Consider the following 20786-nt stretch of genomic DNA (forward strand, 5'->3'; position numbering starts at 1 on the left):
ATGCTCGACCAGGTGATGGTGCAAGCATTATCGCTTCACGACCGCGCAAAAATAGCGACGCCGCACCCGTAAAAGTGGCGGCGTCGCGGCGCTACGTTACTTCGGGCAGTTTCAAACGATCGCGATTACCACGTCGATATTGCCGCGAGTCGCCTTCGAATACGGACACGTTTGATGTGCGGCATCGGTAAGCGCCTGCGCGGTCTCGCGGTCGATTCCGGGCAGGCTGACGTTCAGCCGCGCTTGCAGGAAATAGCCGCTGTCGTTCATCGCCAGATCGATTTCAGCGTCGACGGCGGTGTCTGCCGGCAGCGCGACTTGCAGCTTTTTCGCGGCGAGCCCCATTGCGCCGATGAAGCACGCGGACCATCCGGCAGCCAGCATCTGCTCCGGATTCGTGCCGGTCGCCGACGCGCCGGGCGAGCCGAGCTTGACGTCGAGCCTGCCGTCCGAGCTGCGCGATGCGCCATCGCGTCCGCCGGTGGTATGTGTCTTGCCGGTGTACAGCACCTTGGTTAATGAGTTCATGATTGAAGTTCGCTTAATAGGTGGTGGGAACACGTTGATTTCGAGTCTGACGCTTAGCTGCCCTGATAAAGCTTGTTCAGTGACGCGATCTCACCGCTTTTCGTCGCGCGAGCCAGTTCCTGACGCACTTCGGCACGGCTTTTCGCCGCAGTTTGCGTCGGCGCCCACTGGTGCGTTTGCTGCGTGTCCACATTGCTCATCGCAACCGTGGAAGGATTGGCGGCAAAAGCGGAAAGAGTGGTGGCGGAAAGAGCCAAAGCCACAGCGATCGTAGATACTTTCATGTCGTGCTCCGTAAGAGATAAAGTAAAAAGCGTCCGTGGACCAGGGAGCGCGCCGCAGTTCCGGCAATGCCGGCAAGACTGCGTCAGGAGCGCTGCCCGTGTTCCGTCGTTGAGGCATTGGAACGGCGGCGGGTATCTGGCTTGTGTCAGCAAAGCGGCGTATTGCAATGCTGTGTATCGCGTAAAGCCGCATATACACTGCGATACAAAGCCGCCGCCTGTGCAGTGAGATTCAGTGCATGACGCTATCTGGCGATTTCCCGGCTCTCTGACCTGTTCGCGGATGCGCCCGTGGATGAGCTTTTTGTCTGACCGAACCTCGACGCCGCGGGGCCGCCACGGGCCTTGGTGCAATGTTATGTGTCAGGCGCTAGCCCGGATACATTGCGACATAAATCGCCGCTCTCCGCGCGCTATAAAGCAGACATTGCACTATCAGGAGAGTCCGCATGAACACCCATTTGCTGAAAGGAAGCTGCCACTGCGGGGCCGTCAAATTCGAAGTGAACACGCCTGTCGCACCCGCGGCGCGCTGCAATTGCAGCTTGTGCCGGCGCAAGGGCGCGCTGATGACCCCGCCGTTCACGGCTGACCAGCTGACGATCAAGCAAGGCGAGGATGCGCTGACGCTGTACCAGTTCAACACGCGCGTGGCGAAGCATTTTTTCTGCAAGCACTGCGGTATTTATCCGTTTCATCAAACGCGCAAGGATCCGAAGCTCTGGCGCGTCAATATCGGTTGCCTGGAAGGCGTCGATCCGTATACGCTGGATGCCGGTCTTTCCGACGGCGCCAGTCTTTCCGTCGTGGAGGACGCATGAGGCGGCTGCTGGCAATCATCGCGTTTATCGCGGGCGGCATGGCTGCGGAATGGGCGCATCCGGTGCAGTGTTCAATGCTGTGTACGAGCCGGGTGCAGGTGAAACGTCAAAAGAGATGATCCATTGATGGACACGATCGACCACGTACTGATCGTCGACGACGATCGCGGAATCCGCGAACTGATCGCCGGCTACCTGGAAAAGAACGGCATGCGCGTTTCGCTTGCCGCCAACGGACGACAGATGCGCGCCGTGCTGGATCAAGGCGCGCCGGACCTGATCGTGCTCGATCTGATGATGCCCGGCGAAGACGGCCTCGTCCTGTGCCGCGAGTTGCGCGCGAGCAAGTTCCGCACGGTGCCCGTGCTGATGCTGACAGCGCGCAACGAGGAAGCGGACCGCATCCTGGGTCTGGAAATGGGCGCCGACGACTATCTGCCGAAGCCGTTTGCCGTGCGCGAACTGCTCGCGCGCATTCGCGCCGTGCTGCGCCGCGCGCGCATGCTGCCGCCCGGCATGCAGGTAACGGAGACTGCGCAAATGCTGGAATTCGGCGACTGGCGGCTCGACACCACGGCGCGTCATCTGCTCGACTCCGAGGGCACGATGGTCGCGCTAAGCGGCGCCGAATACCGTCTGCTGCGCGTGTTTCTGGATAATCCACAGCGCGTGTTGACGCGCGACCAGTTGCTCAATCTGACGCAAGGCCGTCAGGCGGATCAGTTCGACCGCTCGATCGACCTGATGGTGAGCCGCCTGCGTCAGCGCTTGCGCGACGTCGCGCGCGAACCGCGTTACATCAAGACGCTGCGCAGCGAGGGCTATGTGTTCTCGGCGTCCGTCAGTGCGATCGAGGATCAGCAATGAGCCTTATTTCGTCGCTGCACTGGCCGCGCACGCTCTTCGCAAGGTTGACGGTGATCCTGTTCTTTGGGCTCGCCTCTGCGCAGGCGTTGTCGTTCTGGCTCACCATGACCGAGCGCGACCAGACCATGACGAACGTGATGATGGGCTACATCGAGCGTGAGGTCGCGAGTTCCGTCGCGCTGCTCGACCATCTGCCCGCCAACGAACGTGCACAGTGGTTGCCGCGTCTCGCGCGGCGCAGCTACGAATTCATGCTCGGGCCGGGCGTGAGCGGTGGACCGGTGGACGCCAATCTGTCGGCGCGTGTCGCACGGTCTATCGACGAAGGCATAGGCACGAATTATCCGCTCACGGTGAATGCGGTCCCGGGCGACCGTGAACGGCTGCAGGTTCACTTGAAGCTCACCGACGGCACGCCGCTCACCATCGACATGCGCCCTATGTCCGGCGCGCCGTTATCGCGCTGGCTGCCACTCGTGCTGCTGCTGCAACTCGTCGTGCTGCTTGGCTGCTGCTGGCTGGCTGTGCGCACGGCCACCCGCCCGCTGCACGATCTGGCGGTCGCCGCCGACGCGCTCGGCCCGGATCTCAAGGCTGCGCGTCTGAGCGAAAGCGGGCCCTCCGAGGTCGCGCGCGCGGCGCGTGCATTCAATGCGATGCAGGAACGCATTGCGATGTACGTCACCGAGCGCATGCAGATTCTCGCGGCCATTTCGCACGATCTGCAAACGCCGATTACGCGCATGCGTTTGCGCGTCGACATGATGGACGCTGAATCTGAAGGCATCAAACTGCGCCAGGATTTGCAGGAAATGGAAGCGCTCGTGAAAGAGGGCGTCACCTATGCACGCACCTTGCACGGCGCAACGGAATTGCCGTGCCGTATCGATCCGGATGCGCTGTTCGACAGTCTGGTTTGCGATTATGTCGACGCCGGTCAGGCGGTGTCGTTGCAGGGCCGCTTCGGCATGCCGCTCATGACGCGCCCGCAGGCGCTGCGGCGTATCGTCGGCAATCTGGTGGACAACGCTCTGAAGTTCGGCGGCAGCGCGGAGATCGACGTGGCGATGTTGCCCGGTGGCCAGGCGAGCGTTGCCGTGCTCGACCGCGGCCCCGGCATTCCGGCCGATTCGCTCGAAGATGTATTCCAGCCGTTCTACCGGCTCGAAGCGTCGCGTAACCGTCAGACCGGCGGAACCGGGCTTGGCCTCGCAATTGCGCGCCAACTGGCGCTCGCCATGGATGCAACGCTTGAACTCCATAATCGCGCTGGCGGCGGGCTGGAGGCGAGGCTCACATTGCGCAATCTCGTGATGGCGTCGCCTGCCGCGGTGGCGTAGAGCGGCCACGGCAGCGTTCGCTGCAATGCATATCACGATTGATCGTTTGGCCGCGGCGGCGTGCATTGCTAGCATCGTCGACTTCTTCGTGAAGCGCCGCTGCCCCAATGACCCCAAGCAAAACGTCGCCCGATCTGCCGCCATCGCGTAGCCGCCGCCGGCTGCTGGGCCGTCTCGCAGCAGGCGGTCTGGTTGCGTCGCAAGCTGCGGCCGCCGGCGAACTGCTGCGGCCGCTCGAAGCCGCACCGTCTAGCCGCACGCCCGGCGCGCCCATACTCGATCATCCCTATGGAGTGCCGTCGCCGCGCGAAGCCGATGTGGTGCGCCGCAGCGCACGCGCATGGCCGCTGCCCGGCGCGGCCTCGTCGATGACGCCGCTCGCCGATCTTTTCGGCACCATTACGCCAAACGGGCTCGTCTACGAACGTCATCATGGCGGCGTGCCCGACATCGATTCCGATCAGCACCGCCTCGCGATTCATGGCCTCGTGCGCACGCCGAAACTGTTCACAATGGACGATCTGCTGCGCCTGCCCGCGGAGTCGCGAATCCACTTTCTCGAATGTTCGGGCAACACCGGCAGCGAGTGGAACGGTCCGAGCGGTCTGCCCGTACAACTGACTCACGGCCTGTTGTCGTGTTGCGAATGGACGGGCGTGCGTCTTTCCACGTTGCTGGAAGAGGTAGGCGGCGTGTCGACGCAAGGCAAGACCAAAGACGGCCCATGGCTGCTCGCTGAAGGCGCGGACGCCGCCGCGATGACCCGCAGCCTGCCGCTCCATCGCATACTCGATCGCGCGCTCGTGGTCTACGCGCAAAACGGCGAGCGCTTGCGGCCCGAGAACGGCTATCCGCTGCGGCTGATCGTTCCGGGATTCGAAGGCAATACGAACGTTAAATGGCTGCGGCGGCTGAAAGTGGTCGACGCGCCGCTGCAAACGCGCGAGGAGACGTCCAAATACACGAATCTGCTGGCGGACGGCAGCGCGCGCCAGTTCGTGTTCGAAATGGACGCGAAGTCTGTCATTACCCGGCCGTCGCCGGGGCATCGCCTCACCACGCATGGTTATTACCCGATCAGCGGCATTGCGTGGTCGGGGCGCGGCACCATTCGCAAGGTCGAAGTGTCGACCGATGGCGGCGCGTCCTGGCGGCTTGCGCGTCTGGAGAGCGCCGCACGCGATCGCGCGCTGACGCGTTTCGAAGCGGATTGGCGCTGGGACGGCGCGCCGTCCGCGATCGTTTCTCGTGCCACCGATTCCACGGGCTACGTGCAGCCCACGCGTGCGGAACTGGTCGCCGCGCGCGGCCTGAATTCGCAGTACCACTACAACGCGATCCAGCAATGGCGCGTCGATGCCAGCGGCGAGGTGCGCAATGCGTGAGCGCCGTTCAACCGGTAGTTCCGTCCGTTCAGCGTGCGTCGCGCTGGTGTCGATCATGGCGCTCGTTGCATGTTCAACGGTTGCTCCCGATGCCCGCAATGTAAGCGTGCCGCACGATATCGGCGCGCCGCTCACGGAGCAGGCTATCGCCGCATGGAACATCGACGTGGCGCCCGATGGCCGCGGCCTGCCGGCGGGCAGCGGCGACGTTGCGACCGGCGCGCACGTGTTCGCCGCGAAATGTGCGGCGTGCCATGGTGCGCAGGGCCAAGGCGGTCTCGGCGATCCGCTGGTGGGCGGCCAGGGCACATTGTCGAGCGCAAAGCCCAAGCGCACCGTCGGCAGCTACTGGCCGTATGCAACGACACTCTTCGACTATATCCGCCGCGCGATGCCCTACAACGCGCCCGAATCCCTTTCCGCCGACGAGGTCTATGCGCTCAGCGCATTCCTGCTGAACCAAAACGGCATCGTTCCCGCCGATACGCGGCTGGACGCAGCGTCGCTGCCGCGTGTCGCAATGCCCAATCGCGACGGTTTCGTGTCCGACCCGCGTCCGGGACGACTGTGACGCACCGCGCAAACAAAGGCTTGCGCGCGGCGCTCGCGCGTTGAAACATCGGGTTTATCACTCCAGCAGATATCCGTATCGGATTTGCTTCGTTGTCCTCGCGCGTGTGCGCCGGTACATTCATCTGACTGCGCCGGAACGGCGCTCCGCGAACAGATACGACGAAGAGTTTCCCGTGACGACAGCCTTTGCTCCCACCGCCGCACACGACGCCAGCGGCGCCATCGCCGATCAGCACATCGAGATTCGCGCTTTCGACGGCCCCGTCGGAGCCGAAGTGCTCGGGCTCGATCTCAGCAAGCCGCTCAGCCCGCAAAACTTCGCGCGCATTCACCGCGCGCATCTCGACCATCATGTGCTGGTGTTCCGCGATCAGCGCATCACGCCGGACGAGCAGATCGCATTTAGCCGCCGCTTTGGTCCGTTGCAGATTCACGTGCTGCACCAGTTCCAGTTGCCTGACTATCCCGAAGTTCTGGTGGTATCGAATATCGTCGAAAACGGGCAGCCAATCGGCCTTGGCGATGCCGGTCACTACTGGCATTCGGACCTGTCGTATAAGGAAAAACCGAGCCTCGGCTCGTTGTTGCACGCGCAGGAATTGCCGGCCGAAGGCGGCGACACGCTGTTCGCCAACATGCACCTTGCGTGGGACACATTGCCCGCGCATCTGCGCAACGCGGTAGAAGGCCGGTCTGCCGAGCACACCTATCTCGCGAAATACGCCGAGTTGCAAAAACGCAGCCCGTGGCGGCCGAATCTCTCTGCCGAGCAGATCGCGCAGGTAAAGCCGGTGGTCCATCCAATTGTGCGCACGCACCCTGAGACCGGGCGCAAGGCGCTGTTCGTGAGCGAACATTTCACGACGCGCGTGATTGGTTTGCCGGAAGACGAAAGCAGGCAATTACTCGATGAAATCTTCGCGCATAGCGTGCGTGCCGAGCATGTGTACCGGCACCGCTGGGCCGAGCACGACATGGTCTTCTGGGACAACCGCTCGTTGATGCACCTCGCGGCGGGCACGCCTGACCATCTGCGCCGCAAGCTTTATCGCACGACGATTGAAGGCGATGTGCCGTTCTGATTACGCCTCGCGCGCCGAGTGTAGCGCTATAGCTGACATCTCAGACAACTCAAACAATTCACACCTCTCGCCGACCGGAGTTCCGATGTTTGCCAGGTTTCATTCGACCGCCGCGCGGTCGTTGCTTGCCCGCCGTTTCGCTGCCACGTTGATCGCCGTCTCTGTCGGCGCGGCGGGCATGAGCGCTGCCGCGTCTGCGCGAGCCGAAGGACAGATCCGTATCGCCGAGCAATTCGGCATTGTCTATCTGCTCTTGAACGTTGCGCGCGATCAGCAGTTCATCGAGAAAGAGGGCCGCAAGCAAGGTCTCGATATCAAAGTGGATTGGGTGCAACTCTCCGGCGGGGCAGCCGTCAACGACGCATTGCTGTCGGGCGCGGTGGACATTGCAGGCGCCGGTGTGGGTCCATTGCTGACTATCTGGGACCGCACGCATGGCAAGCAGAATGTGAAGGGCGTGGCTTCGCTCGGCAATCTGCCGTACTACCTGGTGAGTAACAATCCGGACGTCAGGAGCATTGCCGATTTCAGCGCTAAAGACCGGATCGCCGTTCCCGCAGTGAATGTGTCGGTGCAGTCGCGCGTGTTGCAATATGCCGCGGCGAAGCGGTGGGGCGACAAGGAATACAACCGCCTCGACAAATACACACAGGCACTGCCACATCCTGACGCGGCGGCGGCGATCATTGCGGGCGGCACCGAAATCAGCGGGCATTTCGGCAATCCGCCGTTTCAGGATCAGGAGCTGGCAGCGAACCCGAAGGCGCACATCGTGCTGAATTCGTACGATGTGCTCGGCGGCCCAAGTTCGGCAACGGTGCTCTACGCGACGGAAAAATTCCGCGACGCTAATCCAAAGACTTACCGCGCTTTTGTCGATGCACTGGCCGACGCGTCCAGGTTCATCGCCGCCAATCCGGAAGCTGCGGCCGACATTTATGTGCGCACGAACAAATCGAAAATCGACCGAGCGCTGCTGCTGAAGATCATCAGGAATCCGCAGGTGGAGTTCAAGATTGCGCCGCAAAACACATTGGGGCTCGCGCAATTCATGTATCGCGTGGGTGCGATCAAGAACGAACCGAAGTCGTGGAAAGACTATTTCTTCGACGACCCCGCAACGGCCGCCGGCAGTTGAGCATGACGCGCCGCGTTTTTAACATCGACGGAATGCAGCGAGTGCCTGACGGTTCCGCGCAATCCATATCTCGGGAGCGATCCGATGGTGGCTAATCCTACGCTTCTCTTTCCAGACAACACCGAGCGCACGGCGCGCAGCGGGCCCGCCGTCAGCGAAAAGCTGCTCGCGGTGGAGAACGTCAGCCTGGAATACCGGACGCGCGAGCGCATTGTCCGCGCGACGCACGAGGTCAGCTTCGACGTCTTCGGCGGCGACCGCTTCGTGCTGCTCGGACCGTCCGGTTGCGGCAAGTCGACGCTGCTCAAGGCGGTGGGCGGTTTCATCGAGCCGGCGTCGGGCACCATTTCGCTCGACGGTCAGATCGTGCGCGGCCCAGGCGCCGACCGCATTGTCGTGTTCCAGGAGTTCGACCAGTTGCCGCCGTGGAAGACAGTGCTGCAAAACGTAGCCTTTCCGCTGCGCGTTGCGAAGAAGCTTTCTCGCGCGGAGGCCAATGAGCGTGCTCTGCATTATCTGGAGAAAGTCGGCCTCGCTGCGTTTGCGAACGCTTATCCGCATACGTTGTCGGGCGGAATGAAGCAGCGCGTGGCCATCGCGCGGGCACTCGCCATGCAGCCGCGCGTGCTGCTGATGGACGAACCGTTCGCCGCGCTCGACGCATTGACGCGCCGCAAAATGCAGGAGGAACTGCTGCGCCTGTGGGAAGAAGTGAATTTCACGCTGCTCTTCGTCACGCATTCAATCGAAGAGGCGCTCGTGGTGGGCAACCGCATTCTGTTGCTGTCGCCGCATCCAGGCCGCGTGCGTGCGGAATTGAACAGTCATCAGTATTCGCAGGACAGCTTTGGGCGCAGCGATTTCCAGCGCAGCGTCGCACGTATCCATCACCTGTTGTTCGACGAGACGGAGGCCGTGCAATGAGTTCGCCCGCTACATTACTGCCGCCGGTTCGCGAAGAATACGAGCGCCCTCTGGAACCGCTCGGCGAACTCGTCATTGAGGCGCCGTTGCCCCTCACGAGACGCATTTTCGCGCAGAGCTGGTTGCGCAAAACACTGATTGCGCTAGTGCTGATCGCTGCATGGGAAATTGCCGCGCGGGTGGTCAACAACGATCTGCTGCTGCCCACGTTCGGCGCGACGTTCAGCGCCTTCGTGCAGGGCGTGTGGTCCGGCGAATTGCTGCAAAAGACGGCCGTGTCGATGTCGGTACTGCTGCGCGGTTATCTGCTGGGCGCGGCGCTAGCGTTCGTGCTGACATCGCTTGCGGTGTCCACACGTGTGGGGCGCGATTTACTGTCGATGCTGACGGCGATGTTCAATCCCTTGCCTTCCATCGCGCTGTTGCCTATTGCGTTGTTATGGTTCGGTCTCGGCACGGGCAGCCTGTTGTTCGTGCTCGTGCACTCGGTGCTGTGGCCGCTGGCGCTCAACACGTATTCCGGCTTTCAATCGGTGCCCGCCACGCTTCGCATGACCGGACGCAACTATGGGCTGACGGGGATGCGCCACGTATTGCTGATTCTCGTGCCGGCCGCATTGCCGTCGATTCTCGCGGGCTTGCGTGTGGGCTGGGCATTTGCCTGGCGCACGCTGATCGCGGCAGAACTCGTGTTCGGCGCGAGTTCGGGCAACGGCGGGCTTGGCTGGTACATCTTTCAGAACCGCAACGAGTTGTACACGGACCGCGTTTTCGCGGGGCTCGCCGCGGTGATCGTGATCGGACTGCTGGTCGAGCATTTGGTGTTCGATACGCTGGAGCGGGTTACGGTGAGGCGCTGGGGGGTGCAGCAGTAGTTACGGGCGCTGCGGCCGCTGGGCGAACGGCACGCACGCCGCCACGCGCTTCGCTGCACAAGCGATCCGCGCACCAGCACACCGGCGCAGTAAATTACTGACGCAACCGCACCATCACCCGCGCGAACGTGCCGCACCCACCGACAACGGCCGGTCTTTCTCTTCGTCCTTCACTTCGTTGCGTCCTGCAAGTTCGGCCGTCGTTTCCGCGCCCAACAGAAACACCGCTGCGGAGAAGTAAAGCCACATCATCAACACCGCGAGCGAGCCCGCTGCACCGAAAGAACTGGCTGTGCCCGCATGCGTGAGGTAAAGGCCGAAGAGGTGCCGGCCTACCGAGAACAGAACTGCCGCCGTCATCCCGCCAATCGCGGCGTGCATGAAACCCACGTGCGCGTCCGACATCCATCTGAGAAGCGCGGTGAATGCGGCGCCCAGCACGATAAGTCCGATTACCGTTTGCAGGATCGCGGTGACGACGACCAATGGCGAATCGCCGAATAACGCATGGCCTGCATACGTGATCGCGGTGTCGAGCACGAGGGATACGACGAGCAGAAAGCCGAGGCCGAGCACCATGCCGACCGACACCAGCCGGGTCCGCACGAGCCAGGTGATGCTGCCCTTGCTTTTGGCATCTTTCGCAGCTTCGAGGACGACATCGAGCGCGGTGTTCAATGAAGTGAAAGTCGCGGATGCGCCGACGATCAGCAGCACGAGGGACACCACTGCGGCGATGCCCCCGCCGCTCGCCCGATGCGCGTGCTCGACGATGGTCTGCATCGCCTCGGCCGCGTCTTTGCCGAGAATGCCGCGCATCTGATCGAACAGACGTCCGCGTGCCGCATCTTCACCGAAGAACCAGCCGGCGACCGCCAGCACCATGAGGAGCGTGGGCGCCAGCGAGAAAGCCGAATAGAAGCCGACGCTGGCGGCCATCATCGGGCAGCGGTCCGACATGAAACGCTTGCCTGCGTTGACGCCGACGGTGAAAGCGTTACGCAACCATCCGTGGTTTTTCGACACCGCCGCGCGGGATGAGATCTTGTTCATATACGCCTCGCCATTGAACTTGATGACGCTCCGCGGCTCCGGTTAACCGGCGGCTAAGCCCGCCCGGCGGGCCGCAGCGCTGGATTGCACTGCGCATCCCTTGTGCCTGCCCGCTACGCGAGCCGAGGCTGTCAGCGTCGGTATCGACATCGGCATCCGGCGGCTTGCCCGTCTGCGCTGTCCGATGTCGACTAGCGCCTCATCGAAACGCGCGCGGCCGCCGTAGTTTTTCTTTTCCGCCGCAGCAGATCTTCTCGTTTGTCCAATGGCCGCTCAAAGCCGATAGTTCAGTCACCGAGGGCGCACTGCAAAACCCGCTCAGCAAGCGGCACCCGGCCAGGCAGCACGCCAGGCAGCGCGCTCTCATATCTGAATCTAAATACTTTGGAGCACAACATGAATACGTCGGAAAAAGTCGCAGTGGTGACGGGCGCGTCGCAAGGCATCGGCGCCGAATTGGTTAAGGCTTTCCGCCAACGCGGTTATCGCGTGGTCGCTACGGCGCGCGGCATTACCCCGTTCGACGACCCGAACATCGCCACGGTCGCCGGCGACATCGCCGACCCGGCCACCGCGCGGCGCGTGATCGCAGAAGGTGTCGCCCGGTTCGGTCGCATCGATACGCTCGTCAACAACGCGGGCGTCTTCCTCGCGAAGCCTTTCACCAGCTATACGGCAGAAGACTACGCATTGGTGAAAGGCGTGAACCTCGACGGCTTTTTCAACATTACCCAACTCGCCATTGCCGAAATGGAAAAGCGCCAAAGCGGGCACATCGTTACCATTACGACGAGCCTCACGGATCATGCTGTTAGCGGCGTACCTTCGGTGCTTGCATCGTTGACGAAAGGCGGCCTGAACTCAGCGACGAAGTCGATCGCCATTGAATATGCAAAAGCGGGGATTCGGGCCAACGCAGTGTCGCCGGGCATCATCAAATCACCGATGCATGCGGTCGAAACGCACGCAGCGCTTGGTGCCCTGCACCCGGTCGGCCACATGGGCGAAATGGACGACATCGTTCAGGCCGTGCTGTATCTCGACGCGGCGCCGTTCGTGACGGGCGAAATCCTGCACGTGGACGGCGGCCAGAGCGCCGGTCACTAAACCCATCGAAAATCACCGGGCGCCGATTGGCGGCGCCCGCTTTACCATGGAGGGCGACATGCCTATCGTCACGATTCAGGTTACGCGCGAGGGAACGAAGCCTGGCGCATCGTCGGTCACCGCCGACGAGAAAGCGCGCTTGATCAGCGGTGTCAGCCACGTGTTGCTCGACGTGCTGAACAAGCCGCTCGAAGCCACGTTCGTCGTGATCGAAGAAGTGGACATGGAAAACTGGGGTTGGGGCGGCTTGCCGGTTCAGGAATACCGCAAGCAGAAAGCGCTGAAAAGCGGCGAGAGCGGCAAGACCGATTGAGCCGCGCGGCTACCGCGCGCTGGCTTCCGCAAGAAGCCACTCCTTGAATGCGACCACCGCGGGCTCGTTGCCGTTGTCCTTTCGGTGGACCACGTAGTAGGCGAGTTCGCAAGTCTGCGCCTCCGGAAATGGCCGGACGAGACGGCCCTCCGCGATGTCGCGTTCCACCAGACAGGTTCTGCCGAGTGCCACGCCATTGCCTGAGATTGCGGTGTGGATCGCTGCGGCCGAGTCGTTGATTTGCAGCCCGCGGTCGCAATCGACGACGCCCGCATTACCCGTTTTCTGCACCCAGGAACGCCAGGTGGGGAAGGTGGGAGCCATGCGCATCGATATGTCGTGTATCAACGGGTGGTAATTCAGATCGGCGGGTGTCTTAAGCGGATGTTCACCCGCGAGTAGCGCGGGGCTGCACACCGGGAAGAACTCGTCGCGCATCAGGAACGTCGCGGTAAGCTCCGGCCACTGGCCGGTGCCGTAGCGAATGCCGGCATCCACTCTGTCGGCGGTGAAGTCGACGAGTTTGAGCGACAGGTCGATGCGCAGATCGTAGCGCGGATAGTTGCGCTGAAATCGTTCCACGCGATGCAGGAACCACTTGTCGGCGAGAGCTGGCGGCACGGTGACCGTCACCGTGATGCGCTCCTTGCTGGCCTTCAAACGCTCTACAGCCGTCGCGAGCAATTCAAAACCCGCCTGCAGTTCGGGCATGGCCGCGCGGGCCGCGTCGGTCAGCATGAGCCGCGACGCGCCCGACGTCGAGCGATGAAACAGCTCGATCTCCAACGTTTCCTCCAGCCCGCGAATCATCTGGCCGATCGCGGCGGGCGTCACGTGCAGTTCTTCCGCAGCGGCGACATAACTCAGATGCCGGCCGACCGCCTCGAAAGCGCGCAGTGCATTCAGATGATTGGGTGCTCGCATGGGCCGTCGCCAAGCCTGGTTGGTTAAGATTGACGCATGCTGGCAGGCGGACCTGGCGTCGTCAATACCGGAATGCGGCGGCGCCGCATGACGTCAACCCGGTTGCGCCAGCAACTCGCGAATCTTTGCCTCCGTCTGTGCATAATCGCCTTCGCCGAAGTGGCTGTAGACGACGTGACCTGTCTTGTCGAACAGATACAGCGCGGGCCAGTACTGGTTATTGAAGGCGTTCCACGTCGCGTACTGGTTGTCGAGCGCCACCGGATATTGAATGTCGAACTTCTTGAGTGCCGCGCTCACGTGCCCGGCGTCGCGTTCGAACGGGTATTCCGGAGTGTGAACGCCGATCACTTCCAGTCCCTGATTGCCGTATTGCTTGTACCAGCTCTTCACGTACGGCAGCGTGTTGACGCAGTTGATACATGAATACGTCCAGAAGTCGACCAGCACGACCTTGCCGCGCAGTTGCGGCAGTGTGAGCGGCGGGCTGTTGAGCCACTTGTCGATGCCGGTTATCTGGGGCGCGGCCGGCGGATTGCGTTCAGCGGCGGTAAGCGCGCTGCCGCGCGTCGCAAGCAGACTGGCAAGCAGCGCAAGCGCGATAAATGAGCCGGCAGTGGCGATCGTTTTGAGTCGGGCGTGCATGATCGAATGTCCTTTTAGAAGACGCGGGTTGCGCACAAGGGTTGATCGGTAGACATGACGTCATTGGGCGCCGCCGACGTATCTGGCATGTGTCGCTGCCCAAGCTCGTGCGCAATGTTTTGTGTCAGCACTGCCGCCCGATACGCTGAGATACAAAGTCACGCCCGCCCCGCGAGGCTCAACGACTTTTGTGTCGCACTGTATCCAGGCAGCCGCCGATACATGAGCTTGCACTTCGCCGCGTGCGCCGACACAAGCCCGATACGTGCCGGTAGTTCAATGCATGTAAGCGTTCCGCGCTGGTCTGCTGACCTGGCCGACGAACTCATTGAACGAAAGGACATCGTTATGCTGCTCATACTTCTCGCCTTTGCCGGCGGCATGCTCACCATTCTCAGTCCGTGCATTCTCCCGGTCGTGCCCCTCGTGTTTGCGCGCGTCGATCAGTCATTCGTCCGGCACGGGTTGCCGCTGCTGGCCGGCATGGCGCTGACCTTCGCGGCCGTCGCGAGTCTCGCCGTGGCCGGCGGCACCTGGGTCGCACACGTCAACGAATACGGCCGGTGGATCGCGCTCGCGTTCTTTGGCGTATTCGGCGCTGCGCTGCTGTTCCCGACGCTGGCCGAGCGGCTCACGCATCCGCTCGTCAGTGCCGGCAATCGTCTCGACGGCGCATTGCGCCGCGACGGCGGCGAACCGCGCGTGGTGTCGTCGGTGCTGCTCGGCGTCGCGACCGGGCTGCTGTGGGCTCCGTGCGCGGGCCCGATTCTCGGTCTCGTGATGACCGGTGTGATCCTGCATCGGCCAGGCGGTGCGAGTGTCTTGCCGTTGCTCGCGTTCGCAGCGGGCGCGGCGACTTCGCTTGCCATCGTCCTCGCCATCGGCGGGCGGCTGCTCACCACGCTCAAGCGCTCGTACGGGGTGAGCGAGCGCGTGCGCCAGGTGCTCGGCGTGGCGGTGCTCGTTTCCGCTGGGGCAATTGCGCTCGGCGTGGATACGCGTGCGTTGGCCTATGTGCCTTCGCTGAATACCACCGGCATTGAAGGAAAACTGGTTCAGCGCTGGTCGCCTCGGGCGAGTGCGCAGCGCCCGGACCACGGCGGGTTGCTGAAGGTCAGCGCGAGCGCTGAAGGCAGCGAAGTATCTAATCCGATGCGCGTTGCCGCGCCGCTTGCGCTGCCCGTCGAAGGCGCAATGCCGTCGCTGTCGGGCGCGGTGGACTGGCTGAATTCGCTTCCGCTGAAAACGGCCGATCTGCGCGGCAAAGTGGTGATCGTCAATTTCTGGACGTATTCGTGCATCAACTGTCTGCGTACGTTGCCGTATCTGAAGACGTGGTCGAGCCGTTATCGCGATCAGGGGCTCGTGGTCATCGGTGTGCACGCACCGGAATTCGCGTTCGAACACAACATTGCGAACGTGAAGCGAGCCGCGGCGGATCTGGGTGTCGATTATCCGATCGCGATCGATAACAAGCTCGCCGTGTGGCAGGCGTTCGACAATCAGTATTGGCCGGCCTTTTATATCGTCGATGCGCACGGCGACATCCGCTATCACCATTTCGGAGAGGGCGGGTACGAGCAATCGGAAGAAGTCATCCGTCAATTGCTGGCGGACGCGGGCCATACGAAGCTGCCGGCGCCGGCGGGTGCGGCGAAGGCGACGGGAATCGAAGCTGCCGCCGACCCGCGGGATTTGCGCTCGGGAGAAACTTACGTCGGTTATCGGCAGGCGGAAGGTTTTGCGTCGCCGGAAACGCTCGCGCCAGACGTGCTTCGCACTTACACGTCGCCCGCACGACTGCCTTCCGGAAGCTGGAGCCTCGACGGCGAGTGGAATGTCGGCGGCGAGCGCGCGCAATTGGCCAAAAGCGGTGGAAAGATCGCCTACCGGTTCCACGCGCGCGACCTGCATCTTGTGCTGGGGCCGATGGCGGACGGCAAGCCGGTGAGGTTCAAAGTCACGATCGACGGCAAACCGCCGGGCGCTTCGCATGGCGCGGACACGGACGCGAACGGCGTCGGCGTTGTCAATGAAGACCGGCTTTATCAGCTCGTGCGGCAAAGCGGGCCGGTTCAGGACCGAACGTTCGAGATCCAGTTTCTCGATTCAGGGGTGAGCGCATACGCATTTACATTCGGCTAGCACAACCGAAGTTCGCTTGCGGAGCCGGCCGGGACAGGCAAGTGCGGCACGCTGTCCCTGCCTGCGCGGCGCGGCGCACGAGAGCGACGCGACGACCTTCCTGCAAGCGCGCCGTGGAATGCGACTTGCTGCGCTGCGATAGTTTTTTATTGCAAATCGTGACACATGTCCCAGACAACGAGTAGCTGCCAGAGATGGAGCGCCCGCCAGGTGCGGGTATTGCACGAGGTGCCGCGCGTCCTCGTGGTCGACGACAACGCGGGCGCCGCGGAAGCGCTTGCTACCTATCTTTCGTACGAGGGTGTAGAAGCGCGTGCGGCGATTGGTTGTAATGAGGCGCTGCGCTGCGTGAAAGACTGGGTGCCCGACGTGGTGGTGCTAGACATCATGATGCCGGAGCGCGACGGCTATGAAACGGCAAGCGCGCTGCGCACCTATCTGCCCACGCCGAGTCTTGGCATTGTCGCATTTACCTCGCTCGACGAAGACCATGTACGGGAAACCGGGCGTGGCCGTCACAATTTCGACGGCTACTGCCGGAAGGGCACCGCGCCGACCGCTTTGCTTGCGCTGATGCGAATTCTCTGGCGAGAGACAAATTAATTGTCTTTGGTGAAGGCGGCCGCGGCGGTTTCTGAGGACGCGCGACCGATAAAGATGAGAGCGCTGCCCATGCAGTTCGTGCGGCCCGGTTGATGCACGAGCCGCACTGCCTTCGTCAGCCCTTGACGTGGCTGCTCGAAAGCCAGCCGCCGCTCACGCCGATCTGCGCGATCTGCTTTGCCACCGCATCGGCCAGCCGCGTTGCGTCGGCAGACACGCCAGCGCGCTTCGTTTCGGAGACCGCGTGCAAACCGCCGCCCACGGCCGCCGACGTCACGATACCTCCCGCCGCCGCGCCCACGCCCGCCGTCTCGGCCATGCCCGGCGTCTTACCGCTGTCGGCGCTTGCGTCGAAGGTTTGCACGAGCCGCGGCGCGCCGCCTGCGGGCTTATAGAAGATCTGCACCGAACTGCTCACCTCGCTCTTGCCGGCCCCGAGACCGATCAGTGTCCGACGGCGGCGGTTTCCCGCGTCGATCTTATCGAAGCTGCCTTGCACCATCAGCACGTTCTGATCGGCGGGCGCGGGTATGTCGGAGCGGATCGCGCGCAGGCCCATCGACTGCAACTGGTGCACGATTTCGTTCGCGACCTGCTCACGGACTTCGGTTGCGTCGTTGGCTTGCTCCTGCGCTGCCGATGAACCGCCAATATGCGTCTTCAATTTCTGCAGCATGCCGCCGTCGAGCTTCACCTGGTCGGCTTGCGTATCGAACGTGTAGACGTAGATGTTGTCCGGACGCACCGTCGGCTGCGCGGTCGCTGCGCTCGTATTGGTGACGCTGCCGCCCGCGCAGCCCGTCAGCAACGCGCTGACGCTGACAAGTGCGATGCAGGCAACACGGGCAGTGTTCTTCTTGATGAGCTTGATTGAATTGAGCATGGTTGTCTCGTTGTCGGCACGCGGTGCCGTAGTGTTCGAACCTGTCTTCCGATGACCGGCAACCGGGGGATCGTGATCATCGGCGACAGGTATCGCACGTAAAGCACTCTTGATCGCTTGCGTTCTGTTTCGTACGCACCGGCAGCGAAACGAAGTATGGGGGAGGCGCTTGTCCAACTCCATCGAACAATTATTTCGCGCAATGTCACGCGCCAGGCGGGCGTTTTTGCGTGGGAGCAATGCGCCGCGGACAGCTGAGAAGCGTCGCGCGGACATGGTCGGCGCAACGTGCAGAAGGGTTCAGTTCAACGCAAGCGTCACGATGCAGCAGAGCACGAACACAAGCAAAGCGGCGGCAACGGCCACATCGACTGGATAACGCATGCTTCACTCGCACGGGCGTTTAGACAGCCTTTATCGTAATCACCTGACGGAAGACGAAAAAGCGGCCAGTGAGCGGCAATGTGCGAGAACTAACGCTGCGCGACGAACGTCGGCGAGGGCCTGTTCGCGGCAGCGCTTCCAGTGGGAGTCACGTTGCTGCGAGTGTTACTGCGGCTTCGTCTGCGGCGCGTTGTCAAACGGCATGCGCGGCGGCTTGCTGGCTGCGGCGAGGTCTTCCGACAGGCTTGTGCGCAACGTGGCGATCGCCTGGTCGGGATTGGCGGGCTTCAACTGTTCCCGGGCGAGCGAGTCGTACACGTAGTGACGCAGCATCGGGTCCTGCGTCCTGTTGAGCACGTCGTGATACACGGCGACGATGTCGCCCGGGCGTCCGCTCAGCGCGTACAGTCGGCGCAACTGTTCGAGGTCGTTGATCACGGCGAAACCGGGGCCGATGGGAGGCATCGGACCCGTCGGGCCCATCGGGCCCATCGGATCCATAGCGTCATGCGGTTCTCGCGCGCCGTCGCTATGTGGCGCTTCGCCATGATGAAAGGTAGGCGGCGCCGGCAGGCTGTCTTCCGCATAGGCGGCCATTGCGGCCACGGTCAGCACGGCGGCCACCGCCGCGCCAAAAATCTGTTTTTTCATGAGGTCGCTCCTATCGACAGAGCGCCGGCGCGACAGTGCGCCGACTCATCCTAACGATAGACGAGACGCCGTTGGGCCGGGTTACACACTGGCTTCTCCACGCTTACGAAGTCTTGCGCCCATGCCTTTCGCCAGGCGAGCGATTCGCGTCGCGCGGCGTGCGGGAATGGCGCATGCGCTGGCGCAATAGCGTGGGATGGCGCATGATTGACGCAATGTGCCGTCCGACCCCACAACCGCGCATCGCTGTGGCGGGGCGCGGCGCACCGGATACCGCGGGCGCCTGCATCGCGTGAATCTTGCGGCGAGGCGCCGGTGGCGATTGTTCAACCGTAAAGGAGGATTTCGCATGGACCGACCTGATACCGCCAATCCGTTTGGCGATTTCACCAAAATGCTGGAGCAGTTCAAGCTGCCCGGGTTCGACGTGCCCGCTATCATGGAAGCACGGCGCAAGGACGTCGAAGCACTGGTTCAGGCGAATCAGACAGCGTTCCAGGGCATGCAGTCGCTCGCGCAGAAACAGGCCGAGATGCTGCGCACGACGCTCACCGAGTTGCAGTCGCTAACGGGGCAACTGGCGGCGAGCGGTTCAACACCTTCGGCGAAGACAGCCGAGCTGATTCAGCAAAGCTTGCACAAGTCGCTCGCGGATATGCAGCAGCTCGCACAGGCGGCGTATCAGACGCAAGCCGAGTCGTATGCGGTGATCGCCAAGCGCGTGGAAGAAAACGTGCAGGAATTGCGCTCGCTTTTGCAACAGCAACAGCAACAGCCGAAGAAGTAACGCGCAAGAGTGCTGAATCGCTTCTCTGCGACTGACGTTGCAGAGAGCCAATGCCGCGAATGGCCGTCGGATTCCGTCGGGCCGTTCGCGGCTTTTTCTTGTATTGAGGCCGCCCCGAATGCGGCGCAATGTGCGTCAGCGCACGCTTTTACGTTGCCTGCTTCGACGCCGCTTCCTTCGCCGGACTTTTCGAGCTTTGCGAAGTCGACGATTTATTGCCCGCGTCCGCAATCACGCGATGCACGAAGCGCAGTTTGTCCACTACCGGTACGGCCAAAGTGAACGGGTAACCGTCCGGCATGCCGAGGCTGCGGTTCAGGCTGTTCAATGCGTAGGTGAGCGGATACCAGCGCTTCATCAGATTATCGAAGCTTGCGTCTTCAACCGGCGTGCGGTCGGTCAGCGTCGGTTCGCTGGGATCGTCAGGTAGCAGCGCGACGCCGTACGAGGTCGATGTGTCCAGCACGTCGACGATCAACATGTAGTGCGCCCACGTTTCCGCCCAGTCTTCCCACGGATGCATCGTCGCATACGCGCTGATGTACGACGCCTGCCAGTCGGCCGGCGCGCCGTCGCGATAGTACGCGTCGAGTGCTTCGCCGTAATCGGCGCGCTCGTCGCCAAAAAGCTTGCGGAACGGTTCGAGCCAACGCGGGTTGTTCTCCACCAGTTGACTGAAGTAGTAGTGGCCGATTTCGTGGCGGAAGTGGCCGAGCAGCGTGCGGTACGGCTCGCCCATTGCGGTGCGCACTTTTTCGCGGTGGGCGTCGTCGGCCTCGGCGATATTCAGCGTGATGAGTCCGTTGTCATGCCCGGTCATCACACGTGAACCGTCGCCGCCGTCCTCCAGAAATTCGAACGCGAGACCGTGCTCGGGATCTTCCTGGCGCGATTCGATATCGAGGCCAAATTCGGCCAGCGTGTACAGCAGCCTGCGTTTCGCCACTTCCAGCCGATACCAGTAAAGCCGGTTATCGGGCTCGCCGAGATTGGGAATGGTGTGTGTCAGCTGGCATGACTGGCATAACGTGTCCTCCGAATCGGCGGGGATCATCCAGTTACAGACGTTTTCAACGGAGTAGTTATGGCATTGCCGGTAAAGCGCGCCGTCCGCTTCCGGGTGCAGGCTGCGCCAGCGCCCTTCGCCCGCGTCTTCGAAAGCGCTGATCTCACGCAGTTCCGGCACATAGCCGAGTAGCGCCTCGCAGCGCTCGCACAGGACGTTCTCGAAGAACACGAGGTGCGAGCAGCGATTGCAGTGGAACGTTTTCATGGACGAAGCCTGAGCGGTGAGTGACGGTAAGGAGCGTGGACGTCGCGCAATGTTCATGCCGCATTTGCCAGACGTCACCGCTTTAACGCACAGTATGGGCATGATCGTGCATCGGCGCCGCCTCTATTTGGTGCACGGCGCTGCCAACAGCAGTACCGTGGCCGCATGCGGCTTTCAGACGAACGGCATAAAGCTTGCTTT

General features: G+C 62.4%; 22 protein-coding genes. 14 read left to right on the forward strand and 8 right to left on the reverse strand.

The window, feature by feature from the left end:
- Window positions 1–111 precede the first annotated feature (111 nt).
- Together ACTJLB_RS12480 and ACTJLB_RS12485 are read right to left on the reverse strand one after the other, a co-directional pair.
- Window positions 112–528 carry an organic hydroperoxide resistance protein gene (locus ACTJLB_RS12480; protein ID WP_440783439.1) on the reverse strand — a complete coding sequence of 139 codons (417 nt, stop codon included), beginning with the start codon at window positions 526–528 and terminating at the stop codon, window positions 112–114.
- 53 nt (window positions 529–581) lie between these two features.
- Window positions 582–812 (reverse strand): DUF4148 domain-containing protein, encoded by a 231-nt coding sequence (locus tag ACTJLB_RS12485; RefSeq protein ID WP_288828819.1) that lies wholly within the window; start codon window positions 810–812, stop codon window positions 582–584.
- A 449-nt stretch (window positions 813–1261) separates the two neighbouring features.
- Here ACTJLB_RS12485 and ACTJLB_RS12490 point away from each other — a divergent pair, with 449 nt between their 5' ends.
- The 9 genes from ACTJLB_RS12490 (at window position 1262) to ACTJLB_RS12530 (ending at window position 9817) form a co-directional block, all read left to right on the forward strand.
- Entirely contained in the window at window positions 1262–1633 is a 372-nt protein-coding gene (locus tag ACTJLB_RS12490) for a GFA family protein (RefSeq protein ID WP_020068107.1), read from the forward strand.
- A gap of 126 nt (window positions 1634–1759) precedes the next feature.
- Entirely contained in the window at window positions 1760–2500 is a 741-nt protein-coding gene (locus ACTJLB_RS12495; RefSeq protein ID WP_020068109.1) for a response regulator, read from the forward strand.
- Window positions 2497–3840, forward strand: coding sequence for an ATP-binding protein (locus ACTJLB_RS12500; RefSeq protein WP_027777482.1), 1344 nt, complete (start codon window positions 2497–2499; stop codon window positions 3838–3840). Before ACTJLB_RS12495 ends, ACTJLB_RS12500 begins: the two co-directional genes overlap by 4 nt.
- 107 nt (window positions 3841–3947) lie before the next feature.
- Entirely contained in the window at window positions 3948–5225 is a 1278-nt protein-coding gene (gene soxC / locus ACTJLB_RS12505; protein ID WP_440783441.1) for a sulfite dehydrogenase, read from the forward strand.
- Window positions 5218–5796: a c-type cytochrome gene (locus tag ACTJLB_RS12510; RefSeq protein WP_440783442.1), complete on the forward strand. Its 579-nt coding sequence runs from the start codon at window positions 5218–5220 to the stop codon at window positions 5794–5796. Before soxC ends, ACTJLB_RS12510 begins: the two co-directional genes overlap by 8 nt.
- Before the next feature lie 175 nt (window positions 5797–5971).
- On the forward strand, window positions 5972–6880 hold the full coding sequence (locus ACTJLB_RS12515; protein WP_440783443.1) for a TauD/TfdA dioxygenase family protein: 909 nt from the start codon (window positions 5972–5974) through the stop codon (window positions 6878–6880).
- A gap of 85 nt (window positions 6881–6965) precedes the next feature.
- Window positions 6966–8018 (forward strand): ABC transporter substrate-binding protein, encoded by a 1053-nt coding sequence (locus ACTJLB_RS12520; RefSeq protein ID WP_440783444.1) that lies wholly within the window; start codon window positions 6966–6968, stop codon window positions 8016–8018.
- A gap of 84 nt (window positions 8019–8102) precedes the next feature.
- Window positions 8103–8942, forward strand: a complete 840-nt coding sequence (locus ACTJLB_RS12525) for an ABC transporter ATP-binding protein (protein ID WP_204523043.1) — start codon at window positions 8103–8105, stop codon at window positions 8940–8942.
- Window positions 8939–9817: an ABC transporter permease gene (locus ACTJLB_RS12530; RefSeq protein WP_087753952.1), complete on the forward strand. Its 879-nt coding sequence runs from the start codon at window positions 8939–8941 to the stop codon at window positions 9815–9817. Before ACTJLB_RS12525 ends, ACTJLB_RS12530 begins: the two co-directional genes overlap by 4 nt.
- Before the next feature lie 114 nt (window positions 9818–9931).
- On the opposite strand, the gene ACTJLB_RS12535 is transcribed toward ACTJLB_RS12530, so the two are convergent.
- Window positions 9932–10870, reverse strand: a complete 939-nt coding sequence (locus tag ACTJLB_RS12535) for a YihY/virulence factor BrkB family protein (RefSeq protein WP_440783446.1) — start codon at window positions 10868–10870, stop codon at window positions 9932–9934.
- Window positions 10871–11266: 396 nt separating this feature from the next.
- Here ACTJLB_RS12535 and ACTJLB_RS12540 point away from each other — a divergent pair, with 396 nt between their 5' ends.
- Both ACTJLB_RS12540 and ACTJLB_RS12545 read left to right on the forward strand, forming a co-directional pair.
- On the forward strand, window positions 11267–11977 hold the full coding sequence (locus ACTJLB_RS12540; RefSeq protein WP_027777490.1) for an SDR family NAD(P)-dependent oxidoreductase: 711 nt from the start codon (window positions 11267–11269) through the stop codon (window positions 11975–11977).
- A 58-nt stretch (window positions 11978–12035) separates the two neighbouring features.
- The gene (locus ACTJLB_RS12545) at window positions 12036–12290 is read left to right on the forward strand and encodes a tautomerase family protein (protein WP_027777491.1); all 255 of its coding nucleotides are present in this window, start codon (window positions 12036–12038) and stop codon (window positions 12288–12290) included.
- Between the two features lie 9 nt (window positions 12291–12299).
- Here ACTJLB_RS12545 and ACTJLB_RS12550 read toward each other — a convergent pair whose 3' ends face one another.
- The gene (locus tag ACTJLB_RS12550; RefSeq protein WP_020068120.1) at window positions 12300–13214 is read right to left on the reverse strand and encodes a LysR substrate-binding domain-containing protein; all 915 of its coding nucleotides are present in this window, start codon (window positions 13212–13214) and stop codon (window positions 12300–12302) included.
- Between the two features lie 93 nt (window positions 13215–13307).
- The gene (locus tag ACTJLB_RS12555) at window positions 13308–13859 is read right to left on the reverse strand and encodes a thioredoxin family protein (protein WP_020068121.1); all 552 of its coding nucleotides are present in this window, start codon (window positions 13857–13859) and stop codon (window positions 13308–13310) included.
- 348 nt (window positions 13860–14207) lie between these two features.
- Here ACTJLB_RS12555 and ACTJLB_RS12560 point away from each other — a divergent pair, with 348 nt between their 5' ends.
- Window positions 14208–16004, forward strand: coding sequence for a cytochrome c biogenesis protein DipZ (locus ACTJLB_RS12560; RefSeq protein WP_440783449.1), 1797 nt, complete (start codon window positions 14208–14210; stop codon window positions 16002–16004).
- Between the two features lie 165 nt (window positions 16005–16169).
- The gene (locus ACTJLB_RS12565; RefSeq protein WP_193610990.1) at window positions 16170–16607 is read left to right on the forward strand and encodes a response regulator; all 438 of its coding nucleotides are present in this window, start codon (window positions 16170–16172) and stop codon (window positions 16605–16607) included.
- Between the two features lie 115 nt (window positions 16608–16722).
- On the opposite strand, the gene ACTJLB_RS12570 is transcribed toward ACTJLB_RS12565, so the two are convergent.
- Window positions 16723–17490 (reverse strand): DUF4410 domain-containing protein, encoded by a 768-nt coding sequence (locus ACTJLB_RS12570; RefSeq protein WP_131318893.1) that lies wholly within the window; start codon window positions 17488–17490, stop codon window positions 16723–16725.
- A gap of 549 nt (window positions 17491–18039) precedes the next feature.
- Entirely contained in the window at window positions 18040–18525 is a 486-nt protein-coding gene (locus tag ACTJLB_RS12575) for a hypothetical protein (protein ID WP_440783451.1), read from the reverse strand.
- Window positions 18526–18874: 349 nt separating this feature from the next.
- Between ACTJLB_RS12575 and ACTJLB_RS12580 the strand changes: the two genes are divergently transcribed.
- Window positions 18875–19312: a phasin family protein gene (locus tag ACTJLB_RS12580; protein ID WP_020068127.1), complete on the forward strand. Its 438-nt coding sequence runs from the start codon at window positions 18875–18877 to the stop codon at window positions 19310–19312.
- 148 nt (window positions 19313–19460) lie between these two features.
- On the opposite strand, the gene ACTJLB_RS12585 is transcribed toward ACTJLB_RS12580, so the two are convergent.
- Window positions 19461–20585: a zinc-binding metallopeptidase family protein gene (locus tag ACTJLB_RS12585; RefSeq protein ID WP_088175794.1), complete on the reverse strand. Its 1125-nt coding sequence runs from the start codon at window positions 20583–20585 to the stop codon at window positions 19461–19463.
- Window positions 20586–20786 lie beyond the last annotated feature (201 nt).

Source organism: Paraburkholderia sp. 22098 (assembly GCF_052045935.1).
GTDB classification, from domain to species: Bacteria; Pseudomonadota; Gammaproteobacteria; order Burkholderiales; family Burkholderiaceae; genus Paraburkholderia; species Paraburkholderia caledonica.

What these genes read in the sequence shown, in the direction of transcription:
- ACTJLB_RS12480 (WP_440783439.1), bottom strand. Translation starts at nt 528, where the DNA reads ATGAACTCATTAACCAAGGTGCTGTACACCGGCAAGACACATACCACC.
- ACTJLB_RS12485 (WP_288828819.1), bottom strand. Translation starts at nt 812, where the DNA reads ATGAAAGTATCTACGATCGCTGTGGCTTTGGCTCTTTCCGCCACCACT.
- ACTJLB_RS12490 (WP_020068107.1), top strand. Translation starts at nt 1,262, where the DNA reads ATGAACACCCATTTGCTGAAAGGAAGCTGCCACTGCGGGGCCGTCAAA.
- ACTJLB_RS12495 (WP_020068109.1), top strand. Translation starts at nt 1,760, where the DNA reads ATGGACACGATCGACCACGTACTGATCGTCGACGACGATCGCGGAATC.
- ACTJLB_RS12500 (WP_027777482.1), top strand. Translation starts at nt 2,497, where the DNA reads ATGAGCCTTATTTCGTCGCTGCACTGGCCGCGCACGCTCTTCGCAAGG.
- soxC (WP_440783441.1), top strand. Translation starts at nt 3,948, where the DNA reads ATGACCCCAAGCAAAACGTCGCCCGATCTGCCGCCATCGCGTAGCCGC.
- ACTJLB_RS12510 (WP_440783442.1), top strand. Translation starts at nt 5,218, where the DNA reads ATGCGTGAGCGCCGTTCAACCGGTAGTTCCGTCCGTTCAGCGTGCGTC.
- ACTJLB_RS12520 (WP_440783444.1), top strand. Translation starts at nt 6,966, where the DNA reads ATGTTTGCCAGGTTTCATTCGACCGCCGCGCGGTCGTTGCTTGCCCGC.
- ACTJLB_RS12525 (WP_204523043.1), top strand. Translation starts at nt 8,103, where the DNA reads ATGGTGGCTAATCCTACGCTTCTCTTTCCAGACAACACCGAGCGCACG.
- ACTJLB_RS12530 (WP_087753952.1), top strand. Translation starts at nt 8,939, where the DNA reads ATGAGTTCGCCCGCTACATTACTGCCGCCGGTTCGCGAAGAATACGAG.
- ACTJLB_RS12535 (WP_440783446.1), bottom strand. Translation starts at nt 10,870, where the DNA reads ATGAACAAGATCTCATCCCGCGCGGCGGTGTCGAAAAACCACGGATGG.
- ACTJLB_RS12540 (WP_027777490.1), top strand. Translation starts at nt 11,267, where the DNA reads ATGAATACGTCGGAAAAAGTCGCAGTGGTGACGGGCGCGTCGCAAGGC.
- ACTJLB_RS12545 (WP_027777491.1), top strand. Translation starts at nt 12,036, where the DNA reads ATGCCTATCGTCACGATTCAGGTTACGCGCGAGGGAACGAAGCCTGGC.
- ACTJLB_RS12550 (WP_020068120.1), bottom strand. Translation starts at nt 13,214, where the DNA reads ATGCGAGCACCCAATCATCTGAATGCACTGCGCGCTTTCGAGGCGGTC.
- ACTJLB_RS12555 (WP_020068121.1), bottom strand. Translation starts at nt 13,859, where the DNA reads ATGCACGCCCGACTCAAAACGATCGCCACTGCCGGCTCATTTATCGCG.
- ACTJLB_RS12560 (WP_440783449.1), top strand. Translation starts at nt 14,208, where the DNA reads ATGCTGCTCATACTTCTCGCCTTTGCCGGCGGCATGCTCACCATTCTC.
- ACTJLB_RS12565 (WP_193610990.1), top strand. Translation starts at nt 16,170, where the DNA reads ATGTCCCAGACAACGAGTAGCTGCCAGAGATGGAGCGCCCGCCAGGTG.
- ACTJLB_RS12570 (WP_131318893.1), bottom strand. Translation starts at nt 17,490, where the DNA reads ATGCTCAATTCAATCAAGCTCATCAAGAAGAACACTGCCCGTGTTGCC.
- ACTJLB_RS12575 (WP_440783451.1), bottom strand. Translation starts at nt 18,525, where the DNA reads ATGAAAAAACAGATTTTTGGCGCGGCGGTGGCCGCCGTGCTGACCGTG.
- ACTJLB_RS12580 (WP_020068127.1), top strand. Translation starts at nt 18,875, where the DNA reads ATGGACCGACCTGATACCGCCAATCCGTTTGGCGATTTCACCAAAATG.
- ACTJLB_RS12585 (WP_088175794.1), bottom strand. Translation starts at nt 20,585, where the DNA reads ATGAAAACGTTCCACTGCAATCGCTGCTCGCACCTCGTGTTCTTCGAG.